The organism is Catenovulum sp. SX2 (assembly GCF_052056295.1).
Classification (GTDB): domain Bacteria; phylum Pseudomonadota; class Gammaproteobacteria; order Enterobacterales; family Alteromonadaceae; genus Catenovulum.
Genome location: NZ_CP182493.1, coordinates 565,189 through 590,970 on the forward strand (window position 1 = coordinate 565,189; position 25,782 = coordinate 590,970).

Below are 25,782 nucleotides of genomic sequence, written 5' to 3' on the forward strand. Positions count from 1 at the left end.
TGCCCTACTCCTATAGCTGAGCTAAAACGTTAACCATTTCTAACGCGCTTAATGCAGCTTCGCCACCTTTGTTACCCATTTTGGTACCAGCACGTTCGATAGTTTGTTCAATAGAATCTGTTGTTAATACACCAAATGCAACTGGTAAGTTGTAGTCTAAAGACACTTGCGCTAAACCTTTGTTACACTCGTTTGCTACGAAATCAAAATGTGGCGTACCACCACGGATAACCGCGCCTAATGCAATAATTGCATCGTAGTTTTTGCTTTCAGCTACTTTCTTCGCAACAAGTGGCAACTCATAAGCACCAGGGCAACGAACGATAGTAATGTCTTCGTCTTTTACTTGACCATGACGCTTTAAAGTGTCGATTGCACCTTCAACTAAACTTTCAACAATAAATGCGTTAAAACGAGATACAACAATCGCAAACTTTTTACCTTGTGCTGGAAATGCACCTTCAATAACTTGCATGTAATTAACCTTATAAACTTATAAATCTATTCGATATCAAATTGGCGTGGATTCTACCAAAAAAATAACCATATGTTGATACTTGATTACTCTTCTACGTATTCAACCACTTCTAATCCAAATCCACCGAGTGAATGATACTTTTTCTGTGAGCTTAACAAGCGCATTTTACCCACTTTAAGGGCAGCTAAAATTTGCGAACCAACACCTACAGTACGAGATGAACCACGCCAATTTGCTGTGCGGCGCGCAGGTTTGCCCGCATCTTCTGCTTCAAATGCTCTAACTTTGGCAATAAGTTCTTCTGGGGTTTCGTTTTTACCGAGTAATACCAAAACACCACCTTCTTTAGAAATACGCTCAAGCGCACAACCTAACTCCCAACCGCGCGATTCTTCACGAACCGATTGCAATAAATCACCAAATACATGAGTAACATGTACACGCACTAACACTGGGGTTTCGTGATCAATATCGGTATTTTTTAACGCAAAATGCACTTGGCCATCAATGGTATCGCGGAAGGTGACTAAATCAAATTCACCATATTTGGTTGGTAATTTACATTCTGCAATTTTTTCAATGGTGGTTTCTGTGTTATTGCGATATTCAATTAAATCAGCAATGGTGCCAATTTTAATATCGTGTTTTTGCGCGAATTTTTCTAATTCAGGACGACGCGCCATAGTGCCGTCTTCATTTAAAATTTCAACAATAACACCCGCAGGTTCTAATCCAGCTAAACGAGCTAAATCACAACCAGCTTCTGTATGGCCAGCACGGTTTAATACACCGCCGTCTTGCGCCATAATCGGGAAAATATGACCAGGCTGAACAATATCGTCAGGGCGTGCATCACGTGCAACAGCCGCACGCACGGTACGAGAGCGATCAGCAGCGGAGATACCGGTTGTTACACCAGTTGCCGCTTCAATTGATAAAGTAAAATTTGTCCCAAACTGCGCTTTGTTTCTGTCCACCATTAATGGCAAATCTAACTGTTCACAACGGTCGCGCGTTAAGGTTAAACAAATTAATCCGCGGCCATGTGTCGCCATAAAATTGATAACTTCAGGGGTACAATGTTCGGCGGCAACAATTAAGTCACCTTCGTTTTCTCTATCTTCGTCATCCATCAAAATAACTATTTTACCTTGACGGATATCTTCAATAATTTCTGCTGCGCTATTTAATTTCATTGATTACCCTTACTTGATCATGCCGCTTTTATGCAACAAGTCTAAAGTTACGCCCGAGGTCGCAGAGCCTTCAGCTCGGCCTTGCATAAGTCTTTCTAAATAACGTGCAATTACGTCAACTTCAAGGTTTACCCCTGAGCCAACTTGCCAGTTACTAATTGCTGTGCGCTCACTGGTATGCGGAATAATGGTTAATCTAAATTGGTTTCCAGATACTTCATTCACAGTTAAGCTGATGCCATCTAAAGTAACCGAGCCTTTTTCCGCTATATAATGCGCTAAGTTTGCTGGTGTTTCTAACCAATAGTCGATTGCATTAGCATTGGCATAAATACTAGTAACATGTGCAACACCATCAACATGACCACTAACAATGTGTCCACCTAAACGTGTATTTGGCGTACATGCTTTTTCTAAATTAACTTGACCACCAATTGGCAATTGGCCAATTTTGGTTCTTTTTATCGTTTCCGCCGACACGTCTGCAAAAAAGCTTTGGCCTTGTAATTTGGTAACGGTTAAACAAACTCCACTTACGGCAATGCTGTCACCGAGCTGAACGTCTGATAAATCTAACTGACTTTCGATGACTATTTCAAAATCACCAGCTTTTTGATTAACCGCTTGAATGTGACCTACGGTTTCAACAATACCTGTAAACATGGGTTATATTGCCTTTAATACTAATTTTAAATCTTGGCCAACGCGAGTTTGGCTTACGTATTGCCATCTTACTGCTTGTTTTAGTTCGGTTAATTCAGGAAGGTTAACCAAACCAAAAGTATTCTCACCCATTAATATGGGGGCTTGGTAAATAATCAACTCATCAACCAAGTTTTCTTTTATCAAAGCACCTGCCAACTTAGCGCCAGCTTCAACCCAAATTTCATTAATTTGTTTGTTTGCAAGTTCAGCCATTACCTCGTGTAAATCAACTTTGGCACTTTGTTGATTGAGCTGAATAGCTTGACAGTTTTCTGGCAACGCTTGTTGGCGCGCTTTGTTTGAGAGCAAATATACCTGAGCATCATTCTCAAACAATTTTAAATCAGGGGTTATCTTTAGCTGGTTATCTATAATACATTTTATCGGCTGCCGAACTGGCTGATGTGCATATTCGAAATTTAAATCAGACTCGCGTACATTCAAACTGGGATTATCCGCTAATACTGTGCCAGAGCCAGATAAAATTGCGCAACTGCGCGCTCTGTATGTTTGCACATCACGTCTCGCGTCAGCACCAGTTATCCACTGACTTTCGCCGGAATCCATAGCTGTGCGGCCATCTAAACTACAGGCCAGTTTTAAACGCACATATGGCATGTTTTCTGTCATGCGTTTAATAAAACCTGGATTTAAATTTTTGCAGTCTTGCTCTAAACAAGGCTCTATTACTTGAATGCCAGCTTCGCGCAGCATTTCAATGCCACGACCACTCACTTGAGGGTTTGGATCTGTCATACCCACCACTACTTTTTTAATGCCAGCTTTTATTAAAGCTTGGGCACACGGTGGTGTACGGCCAAAATGGCTACATGGTTCAAGTGTGACATATGCGGTTGCACCTTGGGCATTATCACCTGCTTGTTTAAGTGCATTTACTTCAGCATGGCCTTCGCCTGCACGAATGTGGTAGCCCTCACCAACAATTTGTTGGTCTTTGACAATCACACAACCTACTCTAGGGTTTGGGCTCGTGGTGTATTGGCCTTTTTCAGCTAGGTGGATGGCTCTGGCCATGTATTCAAAGTCTTGCTTATAAAGCGCCGACATATTAGTTGCAACCTGCATTTTATTTACTTGATCTATTAGCTTAGATTATTTTGCTGATTTATCATCTAACCCGGCGATAGCTTCGCCAAATTCTTTAATATCTTGGAAACTACGGTATACAGAAGCAAAACGCACATAGGCTACTTGGTCTACTTCTTTAAGTTTTTCCATCAAAATGTTGCCAATCATTTTGCTTTCAACTTCACGCTCACCTGTGGCGCGCAAAGCCGATTTTAACTGAGTGATTAGCGTTTCGATATGCTCTGCACTAACCGGGCGTTTTTCCAACGCGCGCATTAAACCTGCACGTAATTTATCTTCATCGAAAGGCTGTCGATTACCGTCGTTTTTAATAATTCGCGGCATTACAAGCTCAGCCGTTTCAAACGTGGTGAATCTTTCTTGGCATTCGAAACATTGGCGACGACGCCTAATTTGGTGACCTTCAGCAACCAAACGGCTATCAATTACTTTAGTGTCTTGTGCTGCACAAAATGGGCAATACATTTTGTTTACCTCAAAATGCAATCAGGCCGCATAAAGCGGCCCGTTGTTCAATCAGAAAGTGTATAACTATTAAGCATATACAGGTAATTTTTGACAAATACCTTTAACTTTCTCTTTAACTGCTTCGATAGCAGATTCGTCGTTGATGTTGTCTAACACATCACAAATCCAGCCAGCTAAATCTTTAGCTTCAGCTTCTTTGAAACCACGACGCGTGATTGAAGGTGTACCTATACGTAAACCAGAAGTTACAAATGGTGAACGTGGATCATTTGGTACAGAGTTTTTGTTTACTGTGATGTTTGCGCGACCTAATGCAGCGTCAGCATCTTTACCAGTAATGTCTTTGTCAATTAAATCAACTAAGAATAAGTGGTTTTCAGTTTTACCAGAAACAACTTTGTAGCCACGTTGGTTTAATACTTCAACCATAGCTTGTGCATTCTTAACAACTTGTTGTTGGTAAGCTTTAAACTCAGGCTGCATTGCTTCTTTGAAAGCAACCGCTTTAGCCGCGATAACGTGACATAAAGGACCACCTTGGCCACCTGGGAATACAGCACTGTTTAGCTTTTTGTATAGGTCTTCATCTTTCTTCGCAGATAAGATTAAACCACCACGAGGACCAGCTAAAGTTTTGTGAGTAGTTGTAGTTACTACGTCAGCGTATTGCATTGGTGAAGGATAAACGCCAGCTGCGATTAAACCTGCAACGTGTGCCATATCAACTAAAAGGTAAGCTCCTACTTTATCCGCAATTTCGCGCAATTTAGCCCAATCAACTACTAATGCGTAAGCTGAGAAACCACCAATAATCATTTTTGGTTTGTGCTCTAATGCTAAAGCTTCAACTTGTGCGTAATCAATTTCACCCGTTTCTGGGTTTAATCCGTATTGGATTGCATTGTAATGTTTACCAGAAAAGTTTACGTGAGCACCATGGGTTAAGTGACCACCGTGCGCTAGGCTCATACCTAAAACTGTATCACCTGGTTGTAATAAAGCTTGGAAAACTGCACCATTTGCTTGTGAACCAGAGTGAGGCTGTACGTTTGCGTAATCAGCACCAAATAACTCTTTTGCACGATCAATTGCTAATTGCTCAACAACATCTACATGCTCACAGCCACCGTAATAACGTTTGCCTGGGTAACCTTCAGCATATTTGTTAGTTAATTGAGAGCCTTGAGCTTCTAAAACGCGTGGGCTTGCATAGTTTTCAGAGGCGATAAGCTCAATGTGTTCTTCTTGACGAACCGTTTCTTCTTGAATGGCTTGCCATAAATCTGGATCAAAATCAGCAATATTCATGTCACGAGTTAACATGGTTTCTCCTGTTAAAAAGCACAGTAAAGTATTAAAGTCGCGTATTGTAGTATGAACTGCGCACAATGCCTACTGTTTGATCTGGCTTTTATTGCAAGCTTAAGGTGAAATTTTCTCAATCAGTTAAATTAAGCTGTCAATTTTAAAGATTATGTAAGCTACTGACTTAATATTTGCAGCGGCAACGTCAATATAACACTGTCGGAATCAGCAAAAGCGAACATAACCGCGATGTGACCTGACAAAACTAATACATACCAAACAGATGAGAAAATTTGTCCATAACGATCAAGCGGGATCAAATGCGACAAATGTCGTTGGTTCCACTGAGTGGCAATTTCAATTGTGCCGATAACTAAAAAGAACAGCAGTAAATACAAACCAAACAAATAAGAAATAAAACCACCTAACACTATACCAGCAGTGCAAACCGACAAACCAACCCAAGAGCGCATTGAGAAGCTAATACTCTTGATAACATGGCCACCATCTAAGGGTAAAATAGGTAATAAATTAAATAGATTTAACAACGAGCCTAATACAGCAGCACCTGCGAATAACTCTTGTTCGGTTACTGCATAAAGGATTAAACACAACACAGACATTATCAGGCCAAAACAAGGCCCCATTATAGAAATAACAACATCTTGCCAACGTGTATTAATTTTGTCGTCGGCAACTGCAAGGCCGCCAACAAAAGGCACTAAATAGATCCCTTTGGTTTTAATCCCAAAATACTGCATGGCTTTAACATGACCATACTCATGAGCGACTAAACAAGCAATCAGCACCAAAGCAAATTCAATGGTAAATAACCATGCATAACCAGCAACGGATGCGCCAGCTAAAACAACTTTAATCAACTTGGCACTTTTAAACAATTTAAAGCCAAGCGCAGCTAAGCCCCAAAAATTTCTGTTAGCTTTGGCTGGTTCAACCTGTAGGGCTTGATGAAAAAACTGCCCTGAATCTAACCTTGTGTCATCTTGCCAAAGCTGGTAATTCACGCCTTTATTGGTTAATTGCATATTTAAACTAAATTGAAAACTCTGCTGCTCAGGGGCAAGTTCGAATCTATGCACAACCTCTGGGCTTTGAAGATTTTTTAAATCAACTTGGCTGACAATATGTTCACCCCAAGACAATTGTTGAATTGCATTGTCATCCATAGACAAAACCAATTGCCGGCCAAATAGCTCAATTGATAAAATTTGCATCAATAATAACTCTTAGACAAACGACTATTTAAACTGAACGTTTTGTTTTAAAAAGTTCACCTTATCCACTGTCATGCCAATACCACCACCGTTAAATACAATGGTAATTTCTAAATTTGGATGTAGCGATTTGATGATGTCACCGCCTTTAACAAATAAGATGTCTGATGCACCCATATTTTTGATATACGACTCATCTTCAGAAATCACCACAGTGAAAGCATTTTCTGTTTGTTGAGATTGATAAACCAAATAATCAAAAGTCGGTTGTTTTTCATCAAATTTTTTATCAATCGCAATATGAAATTTAGTATTTAAAAACTCAGCAATAAAAACATTATCTTCGACTTTGCCCTGCTGGACATCTTTGGTTAATTGCTGAAAAGGCGTTAATTCAACTGATTTTTGATTCATAGTGCTCAACTTTTAATGCAAAAGCCGAGCATGATAAAGTTGCAAACAAATGAACACAAGCTTTAGCTGTATAGACAACAACAAACACAACCACTACTCATAAATACGAATTGCTCTCCTTGATAACTCAACACAAAAACCAACCAAAATAAACCAAACAATACCAAATTCGATCATTTTTAATAATTTACTAACATCTATAACGGGGAAATAAGTTATAGGTTCACCCACTGGCAAAGAAACGTATCTACACAGATTTATGGATACATAATTACAACTTACGCACGGATTAAAAATCTAATGAAAAACAAGCATCTAACCAAACAACTAAACAGGTTATTGTTAATACTCGCCTGCAGCATTTTCAGCAAACCTAGTATCGCAGCATTTAGTTTATCAACTTCAACTGATTTCTATACAGTTGATACCAACGCAGGGCTAACTTTTAGTATTCGCCGTACCGACAATGGCTCAAGTACTCAATCACCGGGAGATATTGCATCCCTAAAAATTAATGGTGTGGAATACCAAAACCAAAGTCGAGGTTCACAAATTAATTCAGGCTTTGACTGGTTATATAGCAATACCTCTTCGGTGAGTGTTAGCGCTCAAGTCATCAATACCAATTACATAAAAGTAACAGTACAAGCTGGCGATTTAACTCATTACTACATGGCAAGAAATGGCTATCCGCATATTTATATGGCGACTCATTTCACAACTGAACCCAGTGTGCATGGTCATGTGAGATACATTTTGCGCATGAGCCGAAGTTTACTGCCCTACGGCCCTGAGCCTTCAGATATTTCGCAAACTGTCTCAACCGTTGAAGCCGGTGATATTTTTGCACTCAGCAATGGCGAAACTCGCTCAAAACATTATTCAAATATGCGCATAAAAGACTGGCAATTTATTGGCGCGACAGGCAGTGGTGTTGGTATGTGGTTAGTTAGAGACAATTATGAAGGGGGGTCTGGTGGGCCCTTTTATCGCAGCTTATTAAATCAAGGAAGCGCAACCGATCAGGAAATAACTTATATAGTGAACTATGCTCAAGCGCAAACAGAAGCCTATCGCACTGGAATTTTAAATCATTACACCCTAGTGGTAACCAGTGGAGAAGATCCAACAACACCTGATACTAGTTGGTTTAGTAGTATGGGATTAACAGGCTACGTGGCTGATAGTGGCAGAGGTCGAGTCGCAGGGGTTGGCATAAGTGGCCGAGATACAAACTTTGACTATACGGTTGGATTCGCCAATACAACAGCTCAATATTGGGCAGACGCAAACCCGAGTTCAGGCTATTTTAGCAGTGATGATATGCTGCCAGGTACATACACTATGACCACTTATAAAAATGAGTTAGCGGTTGATACTCGAAGTGTTGCAGTGCAAGCAGATCAAGTAACTATCCTTAATTCATTTTCAATTAATAACGATCCACAAAATACAAGCTCTATCTGGCGTATTGGCAATTGGGACGGCACACCCAATGAGTTTTTAAACGGAGATAAGCTCACAACCATGCATCCGTCTGATGTGCGTATGAGCAATTGGGATCCTGCTAACTTTATTGTCGGTACTACCAATACAGCGACCTTCCCTGCTTATATGTGGAAAGATATTAACAACGACCACATAATTTACTTTAAGTTATCCAGCAGCCAACTCGCTCAAGCACATCAACTTAGAATAGGTATTACCTGTGCTTTTGCCGGTGGTCGCCCAACAATTACGGTAAATAATTGGTCGTCCGCTTTTCCATCACCGTCAAGCCAGCCTAGCACACGAAATTTAACTACGGGCAGCTATCGTTGCAATAACACTACCTTCACATACGACATTCCAGCCAGCGCATGGCAAAGCAGTGCCAACGATTGGAATATTTTAACTGTGAGTGTAATAAGTGGCACTTCAACCAAAGGATATCTATCACCAAGTATCAGCATTGATGCAATTGATTTGTTAGATTAGTTGTTTATACCCAAGCTACTTGAAGTTATAACCCGGGTAAATTGTTACTCGGGTTGCTTAGTCAACAATAGAAACTGATCTGAACCATTAAATTAATGAATTAGCGCTTTTGAGAAGTTATAATCCCAAGCTAAGTTTTTCTTATTTACAATTGTTATGACCGAGCCAAAACGCCTTAATAAATATATCAGTGACTCAGGTTTCTGTTCCCGCCGTGAAGCTGACCGCTTAATAACAAATAACTGCGTAACAATTAACGATAAAGTTCCTGAACTTGGAACAAAAGTATGCGAAGGCGACGTAGTTAAAGTCAATGGACGAGTGATCACCGCCGCCCAAAGCAATAAAACTGAGCGCGTTTACATTGCCTATAATAAACCTGTTGGTATCACCTGTACGACTGAGCTGGATAAAAGAGGCAATATTATTGAAGCGGTGAATCACCCAGAGCGCATTTTCCCAATTGGCCGTTTAGACAAACCATCTGAAGGTTTGATTTTTCTGACTAGCGACGGTGACATAGTCAATAAAATATTGCGTGCTGAAAATGCTCACGAAAAAGAATATGTAGTGCAAGTAGACAAACCAATTAATCATAACTTTATCAAAAGAATGTCTAATGGCATTCCTATATTAAATACAGTTACCAAACCTTGTGTTACTAAAATGCAAAGTAAGTATGTTTTCACCATTATTCTCACCCAAGGCTTAAACCGTCAAATTAGACGTATGTGTGAATATTTGGGCTACAACGTAGTCAAATTAAAACGTGTACGCATTATGAATGTGCATTTAGGCAATTTAAGAGTTGGCACTTGGCGTAATCTTACCGAGCAAGAAATGCGTGAGCTTAGCGCTGCCGTGAAATATTCAAGTAAAACACGGGTAACATAAATTTAGGCAATTCGATATAACTCGATGCTTTATAGCACTTCTAAGCTAAACTTATACAAGGTGGTATAAAGTAGTATATATTCGCACTCATATATTGGAGGCTAAATATGGCAATGGTAAAGAAAAGTATCACGGTAACCGATCAACAAGAGCAATGGATTCAAGCTCAGCTTGCAACTGGTAATTATGCCAGTGACAGCGAGTTATTAAGAGACTTGATTAGAAAAGAACAAATGCGAACTGCTGAAATTGAAGCGATACGTATGAAGTTAATTGAAGCTGAACAAAGTGGATTTAGTGACCGCTCACCCAATGAAATATTAGCTAGCGTTAAGGAAGAAGCGCTGAGAAATGGCAAATTATAGAATAAGTAAAAAAGCAGAAGACGATTTACGGCGTATTTGGTTACACGGGTTAGAAAAATACGGCGAAGTACAAGCAGACGTTTATTTTTTCAAGTTTTTCGCTCGCTTTGAGCAACTTTCCAATCAGCCGTTTCTTGCCCCAGAAGTTGATGAAATAAGGCAAGGCTACAGAAGAGCTGTTTGTGGCATAGATAATATTTATTACCGCATTGATGGCGATGACATAGAAATTATGCGCATTTTAGGGCGGCAGAGTAACAACTAAATCTTTAAAGAAAAGCCCCGTAAAGCGAGCTCTACGGGGTTGTGAAATTTTCTGAGTTTCAATGAAACGGTCAGATGATGTCTAATTCAGACTACATCATACCGCCCATTCCGCCCATGCCGCCCATATCTGGTGCTGCAGGTGCGTCATCTTTAGGGATTTCAGTAACCATACACTCAGTAGTAATCATTAAGCCAGCAACAGATGCTGCGAACTGCAATGCACTACGAGTAACTTTAGTTGGATCTAAAATACCAGCTTCTAACATGTCACCGTATGTGTCGTTAGCTGCGTTGTAACCATAGTTAGCTTCGCCTTCTTTAACTTTGCTAACAACTACAGATGCTTCTTCACCAGCGTTAGTTACGATTTGGCGTAAAGGTGCTTCCATTGCACGTAGTGCAACTTTAACACCGTGGTTTTGGTCTTCGTTTTCACCAGTTAGTTCAGCAATTTTTGCTGCAACACGTACTAATGCAACACCACCACCAGGTACAACACCTTCTTCAACTGCAGCGCGAGTAGCGTGTAACGCGTCTTCTACACGTAACTTCTTCTCTTTCATTTCAATTTCAGTTGCTGCACCAACTTTAATTACTGCAACACCGCCAGCTAATTTAGCTAAACGCTCTTGTAGTTTTTCTTTGTCGTAATCTGAAGTTGTTTCTTCAATTTGACCACGAATTTGTGCAACACGGCCTTTAATTGCGTCTTCATCACCAACACCGTCGATGATAGTTGTATTGTCTTTGCTTAATACAACACGTTTCGCTTGACCTAAATCTTCTAACGTTGCTTTTTCAAGCTCCATACCGATTTCTTCAGAAATAACAGTACCGTTAGTTAAAATAGCGATGTCTTGTAACATTGCTTTACGACGGTCACCAAAACCAGGTGCTTTAACCGCTGCAACTTTAACAATGCCACGCATGTTGTTTACAACTAAAGTTGCTAATGCTTCACCTTCAACATCTTCAGCAACAATTAATAAAGGACGGCTAGATTTAGCAACACCTTCTAAAGTGCTTAACAATTCACGGATGTTAGAGATTTTTTTATCAACTAATAAGATGAATGGATTTTCTAATTCAACAGTGCCATTTTCTGGTTTGTTGATGAAATAAGGTGATAAGTAACCACGATCGAATTGCATACCTTCTACAACGTCTAATTCGTTTTGAAGTGCTTGGCCTTCTTCAACTGTGATAACGCCTTCTTTACCAACTTTGTCCATTGCATCAGCAATGATTTGGCCAATTTCTTTATCAGAGTTAGCTGAAATAGTACCTACTTGAGCAATTGCTTTGCTGTCTGCACATGGTTGAGATAAAGCTTTTAACTCTTCAACAGCCGCGATTACCGCTTTGTCGATACCGCGTTTTAAATCCATTGGATTCATGCCCGCAGCTACAGCTTTCAAACCTTCGTTTACGATAGATTGAGCTAATACAGTAGCAGTAGTTGTACCGTCACCCGCTTCGTCGTTTGCTTTAGACGCTACTTCTTTAACCATTTGTGCGCCCATGTTTTCGAATTTGTCTTCTAATTCGATTTCTTTAGCTACAGACACACCGTCTTTAGTGATTAACGGAGCACCAAATGATTTGTCTAAAACAACGTTACGACCTTTAGGGCCTAAAGTAACTTTTACTGCGTTTGCTAAGATGTTTACACCCGCAAGCATTTTTACGCGTGCGTCTTCACCGAATTTTACGTCTTTAGCTGCCATAATTCTCTTTCCTAAATTCTAAACTAATGATTACTAACTAATTGAGGTTGGGAGAATTAACCTTCAACCACACCTAAGATGTTTTCTTCTTTCATGATCAATACTTCTTGACCATCAATTTTTTGTGTTTTTTCGATGTAGTTACCGAATAAAACTGTATCGCCAACTTTTACATCAACAGGCTTCACTTGACCGTTGTCTAAAGTACGGCCATTACCAACAGCTAACACCTCACCTTTAGATGATTTTTCAGCTGCACTACCAGTTAAAACGATGCCGCCAGCTGACTTAGTTTCTTCTTCTAAGCGCTTAACGATAACGCGATCATTTAAAGGACGAATATTCATCTTCTCCAATCTCCTGAGAAAGTAATTACACTAATGTTATTTATAAAACTCGACCTAGTGGTCAAGCAAATCTTGAGTTGTAGCTTAGATGGGGATGCAAAAAATCTTCACAAGGGCTGGAGTATAATTTTTTTAAATTTTTTCGTAAAAAGTTGAGATAAGGCACGCAAGTAAACAGCAAGTTAGAAAAACTGTACTAAAATTAATCAATGAGTGTTGATATGAGGAGCGCTGATATGTTCCGGTTTCGTTTTATATTGCTCGCGACCTGCTTAATATTTCTAGTGGGCTGTCAACACTTGCCAGACTATTTAAAATTAACGGTTCAACAACCAAATATCCCCCAACCTCAAGCTTACTTTGCTGACTTTAAAGCGCCAATTGAAAAGTATGATTTTCTTGAAGTGACACCAGAGATGCAGCAGTTTTTGCATGATCTCCAGTTAGATGACATGCAGGAATCCGACAAAATTATCACCATTTATGATGCAATATTTAAAAACAAAGGCTTCAACATTGATTACGACATGTTTACCACAGCTTCTGCTGGTGAAACCTTTGCCAGCAAAACAGGCAACTGTGTCTCTCTCACTGCTATGTTTGTTGCGCTCGGCCGCCATGTAGGGTTAAAAGCAAAATTCCAAGAAGCAAATACAGCACCTATATGGCATTCAGAAAATGGAATTTTTACTGAGCTTCACCATATCAACACGCTCATGTATCGTAATAGAAACATATCTGTCATCATCGACCTATACGACAGATATGCCTACCGCCCAAGAGACGGTCGAGTAATTTCCGATGCTGAAAGTTATGCCTTTTATTACAATAATAAAGCAGCTGAAGCTATGATGGCGCATGACAACGCCAACGCCTATTATTATTATCAAAAAGCATTAAGTTATACGCCGGAATTAGCTTATATGTGGAGCAACTTCGGTACTTTATTTACCCGCATTAAAGAATATGAATTAGCCGAACAAGTTTATAGATACGCGCTTAATTTAAATCCTAGAGAATATAATGCCCTGCTTAATTTACGTAGTTTGTATTATCAAACTGACAGGTTCGAATTAGCGGAAAACCTCAATAACATTATCGACGCAGAATATGGCGACAACCCACATTATTTAAAATCAGTCGCAGAAAGAGCGTTAATGAGTGGGGATATGGAAAAAGCAGTCGACTATATAAAACGTGTTGAACAAATTAAACCCGGTTTAATTGATCCAAACTCAATTATTTTGACCAATAATCAAAACCAGCGAATTGAGTATCAAATAGATATCTCCAAATATTAATTAAAATTAATTCACATAATTCAAGCGCATAACTTTAGTAAAAGTTCATTTGGCACTAAACTTAGTGCTAATTTCGTAATTAATGTTTCAGCGTACTTAGCTGTGTCAAAATTGTGTGTTAAAAACACATGATTATTATAAGGGCCTATTGTCCATCAGGAGATAGAATGAAAACGCCAAGTTTTTTTCATCTGGTAAAAACCTTGCCTGTTTCACTTGTGTTTGTACTGACTGCGTGTGGTGGAGATAACACACCAGAGTCTACAGCAACCAACACTGAATCAACTCAAAAAACTATATCGATTAGTCAGCAAGATTATTCAGAATTTGTACTGCCTAAACGCTTTGTTAATGGTCAACCAGTACACTTTGTGAATGAGACAACAACAGCTAGACGTGCATTGCCATCAAACCAACAAGAAAATCTCACTGGCGACTTCACTCAAGTTACAACCTCCCCATGGCAAACAGACTTGCTTAATTTACCGGCAAATGTGCAAGGTGGTTTTTTTGTTCGACTTAAGCTAACAACTAATGAAACAACGCCGTTACCAAATCGCTTATTTTTCAGCTTAGCGCAATCCGAGCAAAATGTTTTATTGTGTTCACCTTGTAATACTCAAGCCTTTACCCACGACAGCAATAACACTGAAATTGATATTACTTTAACCGGTATCAACCCTGACAACTTTGGCTTGACGCAAGGCAACCAAACAGTCGAAATTTGGGGGCAAACTACCGATGATATTGAAAGCAGCACCATTCGACTTGTTGCCAGCCAGTCATTTTCTTGGCAACCAAGGAGTATCAACTTAACATCAATTGAACGAACAGCAGCGTCTGTTAGTGTTAATTGGCAATTATTGGCAGGTGATTACACTCACTACAATGTATATTGGCAACAAGACAACCAAGCACAACAACAAAAATTATCTTTAACCAATAATTCTTTTAGTTTTCCCTCCACTGGCGGCAATTATCAACTGCAAGTAAAAGGCATTGATGCACATGGTGAATCAGCGCAGTCAGAAATTGTTTTATTAGGTAACCAAGCACCAGTATTTACCGCAACGAAAATTACGTTAAGTGAAGATAGCCAAAGCCAATTTAATATCGCAAGTGCAATTTCAGACAACGAAGATCATCAGGTTACCTTTGCAACAGGAACCTTCTCAACGAATAACCAAGGTAGTGTAACCTTAACTGCCGAAGGTGATGTAACTTATACACCAGCAGCTGATTTCGCAGGGACAGATTCATTTTCGTTTGAACTAGCAGATGAATTTAATGCAACCACAACTGCATTTATTGAATTTGAAGTTTTAGCTGTTAACGATGCACCAGTTGCAGTTGAAGATAGCTTTAACATAACCAGTGGACAAACTAGCTTTCAAATTCCTTATACAGATTTACTCAATAACGACAGTGACAAAGACGCAAACGATCAATTAACTCTGGTGCAAAACAGCATTCAAGATATTGAAAACGCAGAAATTCAGGCGACAAACGACGGCCTCACCTTCACAGTTTCATCCGATTTCATCGGGCAAGTTAGATTTAGCTACCAAGCTAGCGACGGCACAGCCCTTTCCAATCGAGTTAATGTAGAGGTAAACGTTGGTGATTTAACTCAATCTGTCCGAGCTATCAATGACAGTTATCAAATAGACGAAGATTTAACTCTGACAGACAACTTAACTGCTAACGACTCAATTAACGCCAGTTTACCTTTAACTCTGTCTGTTATAACTCAGCCTAATCATGGTAGTTTGATACTAGATCAATCAGGCCAATTTACTTATCAGCCATCAGCTGACTTTAATGGCACTGATTCTTTTAATTACCAAATCGCCCAAGCGGATATCAGTTCACAAGCGACAGTTTCAATTACCGTCAACCCCATTAACGATCTGCCAAGGCTGCAAGCTGATAATTATTCACTTGATAAAGGTGAGCTATTAACTATTTTAGCGCCAGGCGTATTAGCCAACGACAGTGAAGTAGATGGTGAAAGTTTAACCGTTTCTTTAATTACTCCAACCACCCAAGGTGAAGTTAGCTTAAATGCTGACGGTAGTTTTAGTTATCAAGCAAACGATGTATTTGTTGGTAACATCAGTTTTATCTATGCTGCAACTGATACCGCAGGTACGAGTGCACAACAAACCGTTAGTATAAATATCCAAGACGTTAACTTGCCACCTGTCGTCAGCAACGGTAACTTTGTTACAGCTGAAGAACAAAGCATTAGCGTAAGTCTAGCTAGCCTAGCACAAGATCCTGAAGGTGATAGCCTAACCTACACGATAGAAACCGACGCGCAAAACGGTCAAACAAGTATCGAAGCTGGCATTTTAAAATATCAGCCAGCAACAAACTTTTTTGGGAATGACCAAATTATTTTCTCAGTATCAGACGGTGTAAATGACAAAGTAAATGGGCGAATTGACCTAAGCGTTACTGCGGTAAACGACGCACCGGTTATTACCCAGTCGAGCTTTAATGTGGACGAAGACACTAATAAAGACATTATTTTAGCTGACTTCGTGCAAGACGCTGAACAAGACACTGTTAGTTATAGCATTCAGCAAGCCCCACAATTTGGGCAAGCAAGTATAGTAAATGGCACTTTAAGTTATACACCTAACCTTAATTTTTCAGGGTTAGACTCTATCACTTTAACTCTGACAGATAGCCAAGGCCTAAGCAACCAAGTAACCATTCAATTTGCTGTTGCGATAGAGAACGACGCTCCTGTATTTAACGTTGAAACTTGGACAGGCGAAGAAGATGTTACTTTATCTATAGACCTAAGCGAATTCGTAACTGATCCAGATGGTGATGACTTAACATTCACCTTGTTAGCAGCAGCGCTAAATGGCCAAACAAGTTTAAATGCCAATACTTTAATATTTGTGCCCAACCCTGAATTTTCCGGCCAAGACAAAGTTCAATTACAAGTTTCAGATGGTTTATTAACAGATTCTGCTGAGTTCCCTATCACAATCGCAGCAATAAATGATGCGCCGGTTGCTCAAAATGCACAGGTCAGCCTTAATAGTAATACCAGTGCTTTGGTCGATTTAAGCGCTTATGCGTCTGATGTTGAGAATGACAGTTTAACTTACTCAATTCAAATCCCAGCAACTCAAGGGTCTGCCAGTATAGATGGAAGCTCTTTAGTCTACACACCTAATGCAGGTTTTGAAGGTGCAGACAGCCTATCGTTTTTGGTTAATGATGGTGAATTAAACTCAAATACCGCTACTGTATCTTTTACCGTCGCGAACAATCAACAATCATTTACTCCAGGTTTAATCGGCCATTTGGCGATTGATGACACAATTTACGATATTCAAGTTAATCAAGATGTTGCGTATTTAGCAACGCAAAGCGGTATAGCGATTTACGATATTTCAGACCGGACAAACCCAGCTCTACTAGAAACTTTAACAACTTCAAGCCCAGCACAAAAACTCTATTTCCACTCAGGTATTTTGTACGCAATCCTGCAAGGGGGCAATTTAGAAAGTTGGGATGTGTCTAGTGATTCAACTGCAACCAACTTAGCAAGCCTACATTTAGGTGGTGAAATTACCGATATCGCAGTCGCTGGGCCTTATTTATTGTTACCAAATAAATATGATGGTGTCGATATTGTATACAGTGATAACGGGCAAACCTTAGTAAAAGCTCTACTATTTAATCACTACGAGCAAGTAAATGCAGTTGCAACAAATGGCGATTTTATCGCTATGGCAACCGAGCAATCTTTGTACGTAATAAACACAGATGATATCGAATCACCCGATTTAAATAATGCTGCCAAATACAATTTAGCCGGCGTCAGCCAAATGTATTTAAGTGCAAACAATATGCTGCATGTGGCATGTAATTTATGTGGTTACAAAGTATTTAAAGTTGAAGAACATACTTCTACTGATTCTTCGACTTCAGTGCCTTCGATAAGCTTAGAGCATGACAACAATAGATTTTTCCCAGCCGACATAGCAATTAGCCAAGGTTATGCACTATTCAACGACAGTTTGTTTAGCAATGCACTGCCGATAGTTAATATCAGCAATGAGCAACAACCTGTATTTAGCCAGTTAATCGACTTAAGCAGTGTTTCATTAAGTAGAAGCAAAGCAATAAGCATAGACAATCAATACGTGTATGCCGTGGCAAATAACCATTTGTATATAGGTCAATACAGAGCACTGGCAAATACCCCAGATGATGCAAGCTCTCGCTTTAGCTTAAATTATTTCGCGTTTTTAAACCCTCAAGTAACTGATGGAGCATTTTTCGAAATCCAAGCAGGTTACCAAATAAGCGACAATTTGAATGAATTGGTTCAATCAGTCTCTTTTTATATCGACGACGTTTTGCTTGGTACAGACACTACGTGGCCATTTAGTTATAGAGCTCAAGCGAAAAGCGACGATTTTGTGGTTAAAGCTAGGTTCATGTTTGCCGACGAAACCGCTTTTGATGTCACCCAAACTTTATCGCCTATTCCGGATTCAGATTCTGACGGTTTAAGCGATTTAATTGAATTGTCGCATTACAACTCAGACAAAGATTTAACCGACAGCGACAGTGACGAAATAGCTGATTTAATTGAAGCCATTATATTCAGTAAACTCGACTCGGCAGACTCAGATTCTGACGGTGTTAACGACAAAGTAGAGCTAGATGCCAACCAAAGTCCAATTAGCTCTGATAGAAATGTACCAACTATAGTGAGTCAGTCACCTAGTAGCTCAGCGACAGATGTATGTGAGTATGAGCCTGTTATCATCAAGTTTGATGAAACCATTAGCGTACGTAATTTAGATACCAGTAATTTTTATCTAACCCAAAATGACCAACAAATTGCTGCGGTTGTTACCTTCTTTGAAGAAAATAAAAGTATTAAACTAGAACCACAAAATAACTTGTTATCGAATAGCGATTATCAAGTTTCTGTGCCAGCTGTAGCTGATTTAGCCGGTAACTTAACGGCTGCCTACAGCTACACCTTTAGTACAGGCGCCTGTACTGAAAGTGCAAGACCAAGCGTTGCCAGTATATTACCAAGTAACAACAGCACAGATATATCAACCAATACACGCGTTATTATCAAAATTGACGAAGCGGTTAAAACAAGCACAATACATGCAGAGCATGTGAGTTTAATTGACCTTACTAGCAATCAAACAATTGCTGGCACAGTCAGTTTACAAGGTGACAACGACACAATTATCTTTGTGCCTAGCTCCCCTTTAAAATCCGGTCGCCAACATTATTTAAGCTTAAGTACAGGTATAACGGATCTATTTGATAACCCTTTGTTTAGTTTTACGGCTCGATTCACCACAGGTTATCAAGCAGATACAACTGCGCCTGAATTAACAACATTCAGCATTAGAGAAAATGATACTTCTGTCCCGACAAATGCTGTTGTTGCGGCTAAGTTCTCAGAAGCGATTGACCCGCTAAATTTATCTGGTGTTAATTTTACTGATCTATCGAATAATCAAAGTGTTAATTACACTTTGAGTTTAGTTGACGACAATACTCGCCTGCTGATTCAACCGGATGAACCACTAACAGCTGATACTATTTATAATGTTACGGTTGAAAATGTCACTGATTCTAGTGCAAATATATTGGCACAAAGCAAAAGCTTAAATTTCACCACATCTGGCAACAGCTTAAGTGGTACGCTAGATGTCAGTAATTGGAGTTTTAAATCGTCACAAACTCAGATGCCGACTCTGCCGGTATTAACAGTTGCCTACAATCAAATGGTCGACCCCACTTCGATAAATGAGTCGACTATTTATTTATGGGATAATGCAGCTTCGTACAAAGTCGCCACCCGCAAAACTTGGTCTAACGACCAAACTCGCGTCAGCCTAACCCCATTGCAAGCGTTAAAAAGCAACCGTAGATATACGATTTATACAAGTTATGATCAACGAATAAAAGATATTACCAACACCTCGAGCCAAACATATAGAACACGCAGTTTTACTACAGGTTATAGCAGCGACTCGACTGCCCCTATGCTAGTAGATAGCGGAATTACCACAAATGCACTTGTTGTAAATCAGCCTATTATTGTCGCCTTTAATGAAGCAATAAATCCTCATTGTGAAAATGCCCAATTAAAACTCACAGATAACCAAGGTGCTTCATTAGATTATGATTTGACTATTAGTTCAGACTTAACCCATATTGAAGTTAAACCAAGCGAAGCGCTGGTTGGCGAAAGCCAATATACTTTGTCCATCACTGATTTCTGTGACATGGCGGGTAATATCTTACCAAGTCAGCAACTGGTCTTGACCTCAGCGTCAGATGCTCTGACAGACACACAAGCACCTCAACTTGTGAATGTTTCACCCGCGCATGCGACCAATAATGTGGATGTTGGTACACAAATCTCAGTCACTTTTGACGAAGTTATCTCGCCCATTTCGACAATGAAGTTAACCCACTCAGGCATTGAGGTTTCAGGTAGCACAAGTGTTTCTGGCAATACCATCACCTTTGTGCCAAATGAATCGTTACGGGGTGGTACTAGATATACAATCACCACGGCTTATACAGTGACAGATATCTTCGGCAATAACGGTTTTATATCTACACGTTATTTCGACACTGTCAGTGAAACAGACAGTACTAAACCACAAGTTGTATCGACAGCGCCGATAAATGGCCAAACTGAAGTTGACCCAACACAAACGATCCAAATTAACCTTGATGAGGCGTTAACCAGTAATACCATTAATAGTGCGAATATTGCGTTATTCCATAATGGCGATAAATTGTCGGCGTCAATTTCAAGATCTGCTGATAACAAATCTATCTTGGTCAATTCAACATTACCTGAACATGCTGTGGTTAGCTTAGTATTAACCAATGGCTTAACCGACTTAGATGGCAATACGCTAGACCCATATGTAATGAGCTTTACTACAGGCGCAAATGCCAATGAAGTTACCAGACCGCGTGTGATTGATGTAACCCCTGCTACATCAGCTTATTCATTAACTAATTTAGATACTTTATATGTTTATATGTCAGAAAGCATAGACGTATCTTCGTTAACGGATAACTTGTATTTAACGCAAGATGGTGTGCTGTTGCCTATAGATATAGACACGCTGGCAAACGATAGAATAGTTAAAATATCGACAACCAATAATTTTGCCAATAACAGCTTAATTTCACTGCATCTTACTTCAAATATTACCGATGTTAACGGCAACTATTTGTACGCATATAGCACAAATTTAACTATGGGTGATGGGATAGATACAGCAGGTTTACGCCCCTACCCAGTTGATTATTCACCAAACAGCTTTAGCCAAATCGATATAATCAACCCTATTGTTCGAGTTAAATTTTCAGAAGCACTCAGCCAAGGCTCAGTCAACACAAGTAATTTTGTGTTAACCGACACAACTCAAAATAGCATAGTGCCAATTGAACTGAATTTGTCGAACAATCAGACACTAGTAACAGTATCACCGCAAATTCAATTGACCGCGGGTAACAGTTATACCCTGCGCATCGAAAGTAGCATAGTAGATACAGACGGCGATTCTCCAACAACAACTCGCTCTATGTACTTCACGGTAAACCAAGATGCAATTGCAGACGATAGAGCGCCACAAATGCGTACTATAAGTCCGGCTGATTCAACTACAAATGTGCCGCTGCAAACTCAGCTATCTGTCAGATTTGATGAAGCGGTCGATATTTTGTCATTTGATTATTTAGATGAAACTTATAATAGTTTAACCATTAGCTCAGATAATAAAATTATCACACTCAAACTCACTCAACCTTTGGCTGGAAATCAAAGTACAACTTTGACGTTACCTAACATTGCAGATTTTGCGGGTAACCCTGTGGCGGATGTCAGCACAACTTTTACCACGAGTTCAGAGTTAGACTTCACGTCTCCAACGATTGTGACGCAAACTGAACTAGTCAACCCTATGAGCCGCAATCCAAAACTCTTCTGGCAATTTAGTGAAACCATTGATTTTACCAGTTTAGAAGGTAGTCAAATCTACATTTTTGATACAGTCGAAAACAAACAAATTCCAATTAATTCTGGGTTAACCCACCAAGGAACGCGTTTGTACATGCAGCCAGAGACCCAACTAGCAGCAGACAGACGCTATTATTATGTGGTCTATGGTTTACAAGATTTAGTTGGGCGTAACATCAGTTATCAATCCAGTAATTTTTATACTGGTTTTGAATCAGACACCGCAGCACCTGAACTGATTGCCGCCAGCATGTTAGATGGTGCGACAAATATTCCAATTAATCACAAAATAAATCTGCAATTTAATGAAGCAGTTACTTTGGTTGCCAACCCAATTATTCAACTTGAAGAAAATGGTGAGAGTGTCGAATTTGATGTTTCTTTCTCGCGTGGATTAACTTTGTTAACCATCACGCCAAAACAATTGCTTAAGCCTGACACTCAGTATCAATTAATTGTTAATGGCATTCATGACTTAGCGGAAAATAGTCTTGCTCAAGGTGTAGTACGTAACTTTACTACTGGCTCGCAAGCAGATTTATTAACGACTGACATTGAAAATTGGTCGCTGGTGCAGTCGAATCAAACAGATGTAGCACTAAACCCAGAATTCATATTAGAGTTTTCGGATGTTATCGACAGAGCAACCATCAACTCAGATAGCTTGTATCTATATGATAATAGGCATAATCAATATATAGCCTTGGATTATATTTTTGCCGACGATTTGAACTCAGTTAAAGTCAAACCAGCTGCCCAGCTTGAAGCGAATAAGAGCTACACGCTATATATTTCAGCGTCGCCCTACATTACAGATTTAGCCGGCAATCGCGCTAGCTATCGCTGGTATAACTTTACCTCAGGCGAAGATGTCGACAATACAGCACCTGTATTATCAGCAACTAGCTTTGCCAACAATTCCAGTGATATTCCAGTTAACGCACAAATATCAATACAATTTAACGAGCGTATTAGCCGTACTTGTTTTGGCGAATGCATAAAATTAGTCGATAGCCAAGGTAATGCCGTTGCACTTTCCGGCACAATGAATAGTGACTACACAGGCGCAAGCTTAGTACCTGAAGAAAATTTAGTGCCATTAGAAACTTACCAGCTCATTGCGAATGACCTACCAGATTATTCGGGCAACCTGTATTCAGGCACCTTAGTTGAATTTTCTACAGGTTCAATTGCTATCGAAGATAGCATAGCGCCAAGTTTAGTTAATATGACACCTGTGCATGCGAGCACTGAGGTTGATTTAGCCACAAACCAAATTCAATTGAGTTTTGATGAAGATATTGCGTTAACTAGCCAAATTGAAGTCAGCGCAAACAGTTATAGCGTATCCGGCCAGCAGTCTGTTGATGGTAATACCCTGACATTTACCTTCGATGAAGCCTTAACCCCAGATACTCGATATACAATCAGTATTTACAGCAACATTAAAGATTTTGCTGGCAACAGTAGAAATTTATCCACCCGCTATTTTAATACTGACTCGTCAGTGCAAGATTCAACCACGCCAACTATTGTTAGCATGTCGCCAAACTCAGGTAGCACGGATAATCAAGTCAATGCTGAGATTTGGCTTGAGTTCTCAGAACCAATGAATGCGTCAACGCTTAGTAGCAATAACATTCGATTATTTGTAAACGGCGAGCTAAAATCTACTTCAATAAGCCGTTCAGCCGATGGTAAACGCATAAAACTTTCAGCGGGCACACTTGCATCAGCAAGTACAATTTCGGTTGTATTAAACAATAATGTAACTGATTTAGCTGACAATTCGATTTCACCTTTTATTGGCAGTTTTACCACAGGTATTAACTTAACTGAAAGCACCCGCCCTTATGTTACAAGGCAATACCCAAGTACGAATAGCACGCTGACATTTATTCCAGAAAATATTCAACTCTACTTGTCTGAAGATCTTGATGCAGCAACAATTCCAGCTGAGCTGCAAATTGCCGTCAATGGTGAAACTAGCTTAGCCAACTTAACATTAACGGCGGCCAATGTATTAACAATTGAACCAAACAACGCTTGGCAACTAGGTGATAGAATTGACTATTCAGTACCGAGTCAAATCAGAGATCTAGCGGGTAACTACATCAATAACTATGACTCAAACTTAGTGATCAATGATCCGGCAAATGACGATATCTATGTCACTGGATATTTTCCAACTTCATACGCGACTGATTTACCTGACAATGCAAAATTAACTGTGCAATTTAGCCAAACACTTAATCCTGCAGATGTTTCTGATGATTTCTTCGCCTTGTATGAGCACAACACAGGGACGCTGATCCCAACTAGATTGTCGCTGCATCAAGATGGCAATCTAGTTTTTGTTACGCCAGATCAAACGTTAGCCGCAGACACCTTCTATCGGCTAACGATTAACAATGGTATTCGAGCAAGCAATGGCAAAACTTTAGCATCTAATGCAAATAGTTATTTTACCACAGCTCAACAAGCGGCAAATGATGATATAGCGCCGAGCATCCTGCACTTTAGTCCAGCAGACGGTTTAAGTAATGTGGGTATAAACCCTCAATTTGCGCTAAAACTTGATGAAAGTATCAACCCGTTACTGTTTGCCACCTCCCAATGGCAAGACCACGCGGTTATGTTTGAAGATAACAACACTATAGTCACTTATCAAAAACACCAGCCGTTGGCTTTAAATAGTGACATCACAGAAACGCTTAACAATCTTCAAGATAATGCGGGAAATTCCAGCACGGACCATACTTACAACTTAACTACCGCAGCAATAGACGATTTTGTCCGCCCAACATTAATTGATGTTAATTTAATTAATGGCCAACAGAGTGTTGCGACAAATGCAAACTTTGAATTGGTCTACTCTGAAGCGATAAATCCAGTTAACCTTCAGACCAATGCTCACTATTTGTATAACTCAGCAGCTGGCGAATATGTTGATATCAGCCTGAGTTATTCGCAGCAAAATAGTAAGCTAAGCATAACCCCTGTCCAAGCTATGGATGCTGGCACGGGCTACTCTCTGTATGTCGGTGGGATAAAAGATACCAGTGGCAATACAGGTAATGCGCTAAGTTATAGCTTCACCACAGGTTTCATTCCAGACGTTTCTGCGCCGATAGTTGTGCGTAGCTCAATTGCCAATGGCCAAACTGAAATTGCGATCAACAGCATCTTTAGAATTGAGTTTAACGAAGCTATATCTCATATAGATGCGAGTCAAGTTGAGCTTATGCACTCTTCTGGCAATAAAGTACCTGTCGCTTTAAGTTATTTAAACGATCGAACCCTTGTGGTTGTTAAACCACAAACTGTCCTGCAAGCTAACGCTAGCTACCAGTTAACTTTATCAAAAGTCACTGATCTTAGTAACAACGAGACAAGCAACCCAGTCGATATCTCTTTTGTGACTCATAGCACTATGGATATAGCAAATCCGAGTATTGTAAGTTTCAATTTCACCAACGCTGAAGAAGTTACTAGCGACTTTGTGCCACAAATAACTGTGTCTGAGGTGTTAGATCCAACATCAATCAACGAGCAAAGCTTTTATATTGCGGATAATAGCGGCAATAAAGTTGCTGGCGAAATTATTATTTCAGCCGACAAGATGAGCCTAAGTTATCAGCCAACAAACCCCTTAACAGCAGATACGATTTACTATTTATACATTAGTGCATCACCCTATATTTGCGATGCTACAGGCAACCGTTTAAGTTACACCTTTAGACGCTTTGACACACAACTCATTGCAACAGACGGAATGTAATTAACCTCAGCTGCGCGTAAGCAGAGTTGAAGTTAATTTATGAATTTTAACGCTAATTCGTTTATTTTTACGGTCCAATGCGGATAGTTTTTCATCTATCAAGGCATTTTTATGTATCTAATAGCTGGCTATTAGTAGTAAAAATAACGCAGAAAGATG

At 39.7% G+C, this 25,782-nt stretch carries 16 protein-coding genes; 6 read left to right on the forward strand and 10 right to left on the reverse strand.

Annotation, left to right across the window (positions count from 1 at the left end; genetic code table 11):
- Positions 1–10: 10 nt before the first annotated feature.
- The 8 genes from ribH to ACMZOO_RS02525 all read right to left on the reverse strand — a co-directional run bounded on the left by ribH (position 11) and on the right by ACMZOO_RS02525 (position 6,911).
- Entirely contained in the window at positions 11–475 is a 465-nt protein-coding gene (gene ribH / locus ACMZOO_RS02490) for a 6,7-dimethyl-8-ribityllumazine synthase (RefSeq protein ID WP_016954745.1), read from the reverse strand.
- Between the two features lie 86 nt (positions 476–561).
- Positions 562–1,674, reverse strand: a complete 1,113-nt coding sequence (gene ribBA, locus ACMZOO_RS02495; protein WP_440905236.1) for a bifunctional 3,4-dihydroxy-2-butanone-4-phosphate synthase/GTP cyclohydrolase II — start codon at positions 1,672–1,674, stop codon at positions 562–564.
- Between the two features lie 9 nt (positions 1,675–1,683).
- On the reverse strand, positions 1,684–2,337 hold the full coding sequence (locus tag ACMZOO_RS02500; RefSeq protein ID WP_440905237.1) for a riboflavin synthase: 654 nt from the start codon (positions 2,335–2,337) through the stop codon (positions 1,684–1,686).
- A 3-nt stretch (positions 2,338–2,340) separates the two neighbouring features.
- Positions 2,341–3,465, reverse strand: a complete 1,125-nt coding sequence (gene ribD, locus ACMZOO_RS02505) for a bifunctional diaminohydroxyphosphoribosylaminopyrimidine deaminase/5-amino-6-(5-phosphoribosylamino)uracil reductase RibD (RefSeq protein ID WP_440905238.1) — start codon at positions 3,463–3,465, stop codon at positions 2,341–2,343.
- Positions 3,466–3,492: 27 nt separating this feature from the next.
- Positions 3,493–3,954: a transcriptional regulator NrdR gene (nrdR, locus tag ACMZOO_RS02510; protein WP_016954741.1), complete on the reverse strand. Its 462-nt coding sequence runs from the start codon at positions 3,952–3,954 to the stop codon at positions 3,493–3,495.
- A 69-nt stretch (positions 3,955–4,023) separates the two neighbouring features.
- Positions 4,024–5,280, reverse strand: a complete 1,257-nt coding sequence (glyA, locus tag ACMZOO_RS02515) for a serine hydroxymethyltransferase (protein WP_440905239.1) — start codon at positions 5,278–5,280, stop codon at positions 4,024–4,026.
- Positions 5,281–5,438: 158 nt separating this feature from the next.
- On the reverse strand, positions 5,439–6,497 hold the full coding sequence (locus ACMZOO_RS02520; RefSeq protein WP_440905240.1) for a site-2 protease family protein: 1,059 nt from the start codon (positions 6,495–6,497) through the stop codon (positions 5,439–5,441).
- Positions 6,498–6,521: 24 nt separating this feature from the next.
- Positions 6,522–6,911, reverse strand: a complete 390-nt coding sequence (locus tag ACMZOO_RS02525) for a hypothetical protein (protein WP_440905241.1) — start codon at positions 6,909–6,911, stop codon at positions 6,522–6,524.
- Positions 6,912–7,211: 300 nt separating this feature from the next.
- Between ACMZOO_RS02525 and ACMZOO_RS02530 the strand changes: the two genes are divergently transcribed.
- From ACMZOO_RS02530 to ACMZOO_RS02545, 4 genes are all read left to right on the forward strand, one after another.
- A complete protein-coding gene (locus tag ACMZOO_RS02530) occupies positions 7,212–8,888 on the forward strand; it encodes a rhamnogalacturonan lyase B N-terminal domain-containing protein (protein WP_440905242.1) in 1,677 nt (558 codons plus the stop codon).
- A 156-nt stretch (positions 8,889–9,044) separates the two neighbouring features.
- Entirely contained in the window at positions 9,045–9,782 is a 738-nt protein-coding gene (gene rluF / locus ACMZOO_RS02535; protein WP_440905243.1) for a 23S rRNA pseudouridine(2604) synthase RluF, read from the forward strand.
- A 107-nt stretch (positions 9,783–9,889) separates the two neighbouring features.
- Positions 9,890–10,147 carry a type II toxin-antitoxin system ParD family antitoxin gene (locus ACMZOO_RS02540; RefSeq protein ID WP_440905244.1) on the forward strand — a complete coding sequence of 86 codons (258 nt, stop codon included), beginning with the start codon at positions 9,890–9,892 and terminating at the stop codon, positions 10,145–10,147.
- Positions 10,134–10,412 carry a type II toxin-antitoxin system RelE/ParE family toxin gene (locus tag ACMZOO_RS02545; protein ID WP_440905245.1) on the forward strand — a complete coding sequence of 93 codons (279 nt, stop codon included), beginning with the start codon at positions 10,134–10,136 and terminating at the stop codon, positions 10,410–10,412. The genes ACMZOO_RS02540 and ACMZOO_RS02545 overlap by 14 nt, the downstream gene beginning before the upstream one ends.
- 91 nt (positions 10,413–10,503) lie before the next feature.
- Here the strand turns inward: ACMZOO_RS02545 and groL are convergent, their stop codons facing one another.
- Together groL and ACMZOO_RS02555 are read right to left on the reverse strand one after the other, a co-directional pair.
- Positions 10,504–12,141, reverse strand: coding sequence for a chaperonin GroEL (gene groL, locus ACMZOO_RS02550; protein ID WP_440905246.1), 1,638 nt, complete (start codon positions 12,139–12,141; stop codon positions 10,504–10,506).
- Between the two features lie 56 nt (positions 12,142–12,197).
- Positions 12,198–12,488: a co-chaperone GroES gene (locus tag ACMZOO_RS02555; protein WP_016957898.1), complete on the reverse strand. Its 291-nt coding sequence runs from the start codon at positions 12,486–12,488 to the stop codon at positions 12,198–12,200.
- A 236-nt stretch (positions 12,489–12,724) separates the two neighbouring features.
- Between ACMZOO_RS02555 and ACMZOO_RS02560 the strand changes: the two genes are divergently transcribed.
- Together ACMZOO_RS02560 and ACMZOO_RS02565 are read left to right on the forward strand one after the other, a co-directional pair.
- The gene (locus ACMZOO_RS02560) at positions 12,725–13,789 is read left to right on the forward strand and encodes a tetratricopeptide repeat protein (protein WP_440905247.1); all 1,065 of its coding nucleotides are present in this window, start codon (positions 12,725–12,727) and stop codon (positions 13,787–13,789) included.
- A gap of 167 nt (positions 13,790–13,956) precedes the next feature.
- A complete protein-coding gene (locus ACMZOO_RS02565; RefSeq protein ID WP_440905248.1) occupies positions 13,957–25,623 on the forward strand; it encodes an Ig-like domain-containing protein in 11,667 nt (3,888 codons plus the stop codon).
- Positions 25,624–25,782 lie beyond the last annotated feature (159 nt).

What these genes read in the sequence shown, in the direction of transcription:
- ACMZOO_RS02565 (WP_440905248.1), top strand. Translation starts at nt 13,957, where the DNA reads ATGAAAACGCCAAGTTTTTTTCATCTGGTAAAAACCTTGCCTGTTTCA.
- ACMZOO_RS02540 (WP_440905244.1), top strand. Translation starts at nt 9,890, where the DNA reads ATGGCAATGGTAAAGAAAAGTATCACGGTAACCGATCAACAAGAGCAA.
- nrdR (WP_016954741.1), bottom strand. Translation starts at nt 3,954, where the DNA reads ATGTATTGCCCATTTTGTGCAGCACAAGACACTAAAGTAATTGATAGC.
- ACMZOO_RS02555 (WP_016957898.1), bottom strand. Translation starts at nt 12,488, where the DNA reads ATGAATATTCGTCCTTTAAATGATCGCGTTATCGTTAAGCGCTTAGAA.
- groL (WP_440905246.1), bottom strand. Translation starts at nt 12,141, where the DNA reads ATGGCAGCTAAAGACGTAAAATTCGGTGAAGACGCACGCGTAAAAATG.
- ACMZOO_RS02530 (WP_440905242.1), top strand. Translation starts at nt 7,212, where the DNA reads ATGAAAAACAAGCATCTAACCAAACAACTAAACAGGTTATTGTTAATA.
- ACMZOO_RS02545 (WP_440905245.1), top strand. Translation starts at nt 10,134, where the DNA reads ATGGCAAATTATAGAATAAGTAAAAAAGCAGAAGACGATTTACGGCGT.
- ribBA (WP_440905236.1), bottom strand. Translation starts at nt 1,674, where the DNA reads ATGAAATTAAATAGCGCAGCAGAAATTATTGAAGATATCCGTCAAGGT.
- ACMZOO_RS02525 (WP_440905241.1), bottom strand. Translation starts at nt 6,911, where the DNA reads ATGAATCAAAAATCAGTTGAATTAACGCCTTTTCAGCAATTAACCAAA.
- ribD (WP_440905238.1), bottom strand. Translation starts at nt 3,465, where the DNA reads ATGCAGGTTGCAACTAATATGTCGGCGCTTTATAAGCAAGACTTTGAA.
- ribH (WP_016954745.1), bottom strand. Translation starts at nt 475, where the DNA reads ATGCAAGTTATTGAAGGTGCATTTCCAGCACAAGGTAAAAAGTTTGCG.
- ACMZOO_RS02500 (WP_440905237.1), bottom strand. Translation starts at nt 2,337, where the DNA reads ATGTTTACAGGTATTGTTGAAACCGTAGGTCACATTCAAGCGGTTAAT.
- glyA (WP_440905239.1), bottom strand. Translation starts at nt 5,280, where the DNA reads ATGTTAACTCGTGACATGAATATTGCTGATTTTGATCCAGATTTATGG.
- rluF (WP_440905243.1), top strand. Translation starts at nt 9,045, where the DNA reads ATGACCGAGCCAAAACGCCTTAATAAATATATCAGTGACTCAGGTTTC.
- ACMZOO_RS02520 (WP_440905240.1), bottom strand. Translation starts at nt 6,497, where the DNA reads ATGCAAATTTTATCAATTGAGCTATTTGGCCGGCAATTGGTTTTGTCT.
- ACMZOO_RS02560 (WP_440905247.1), top strand. Translation starts at nt 12,725, where the DNA reads ATGTTCCGGTTTCGTTTTATATTGCTCGCGACCTGCTTAATATTTCTA.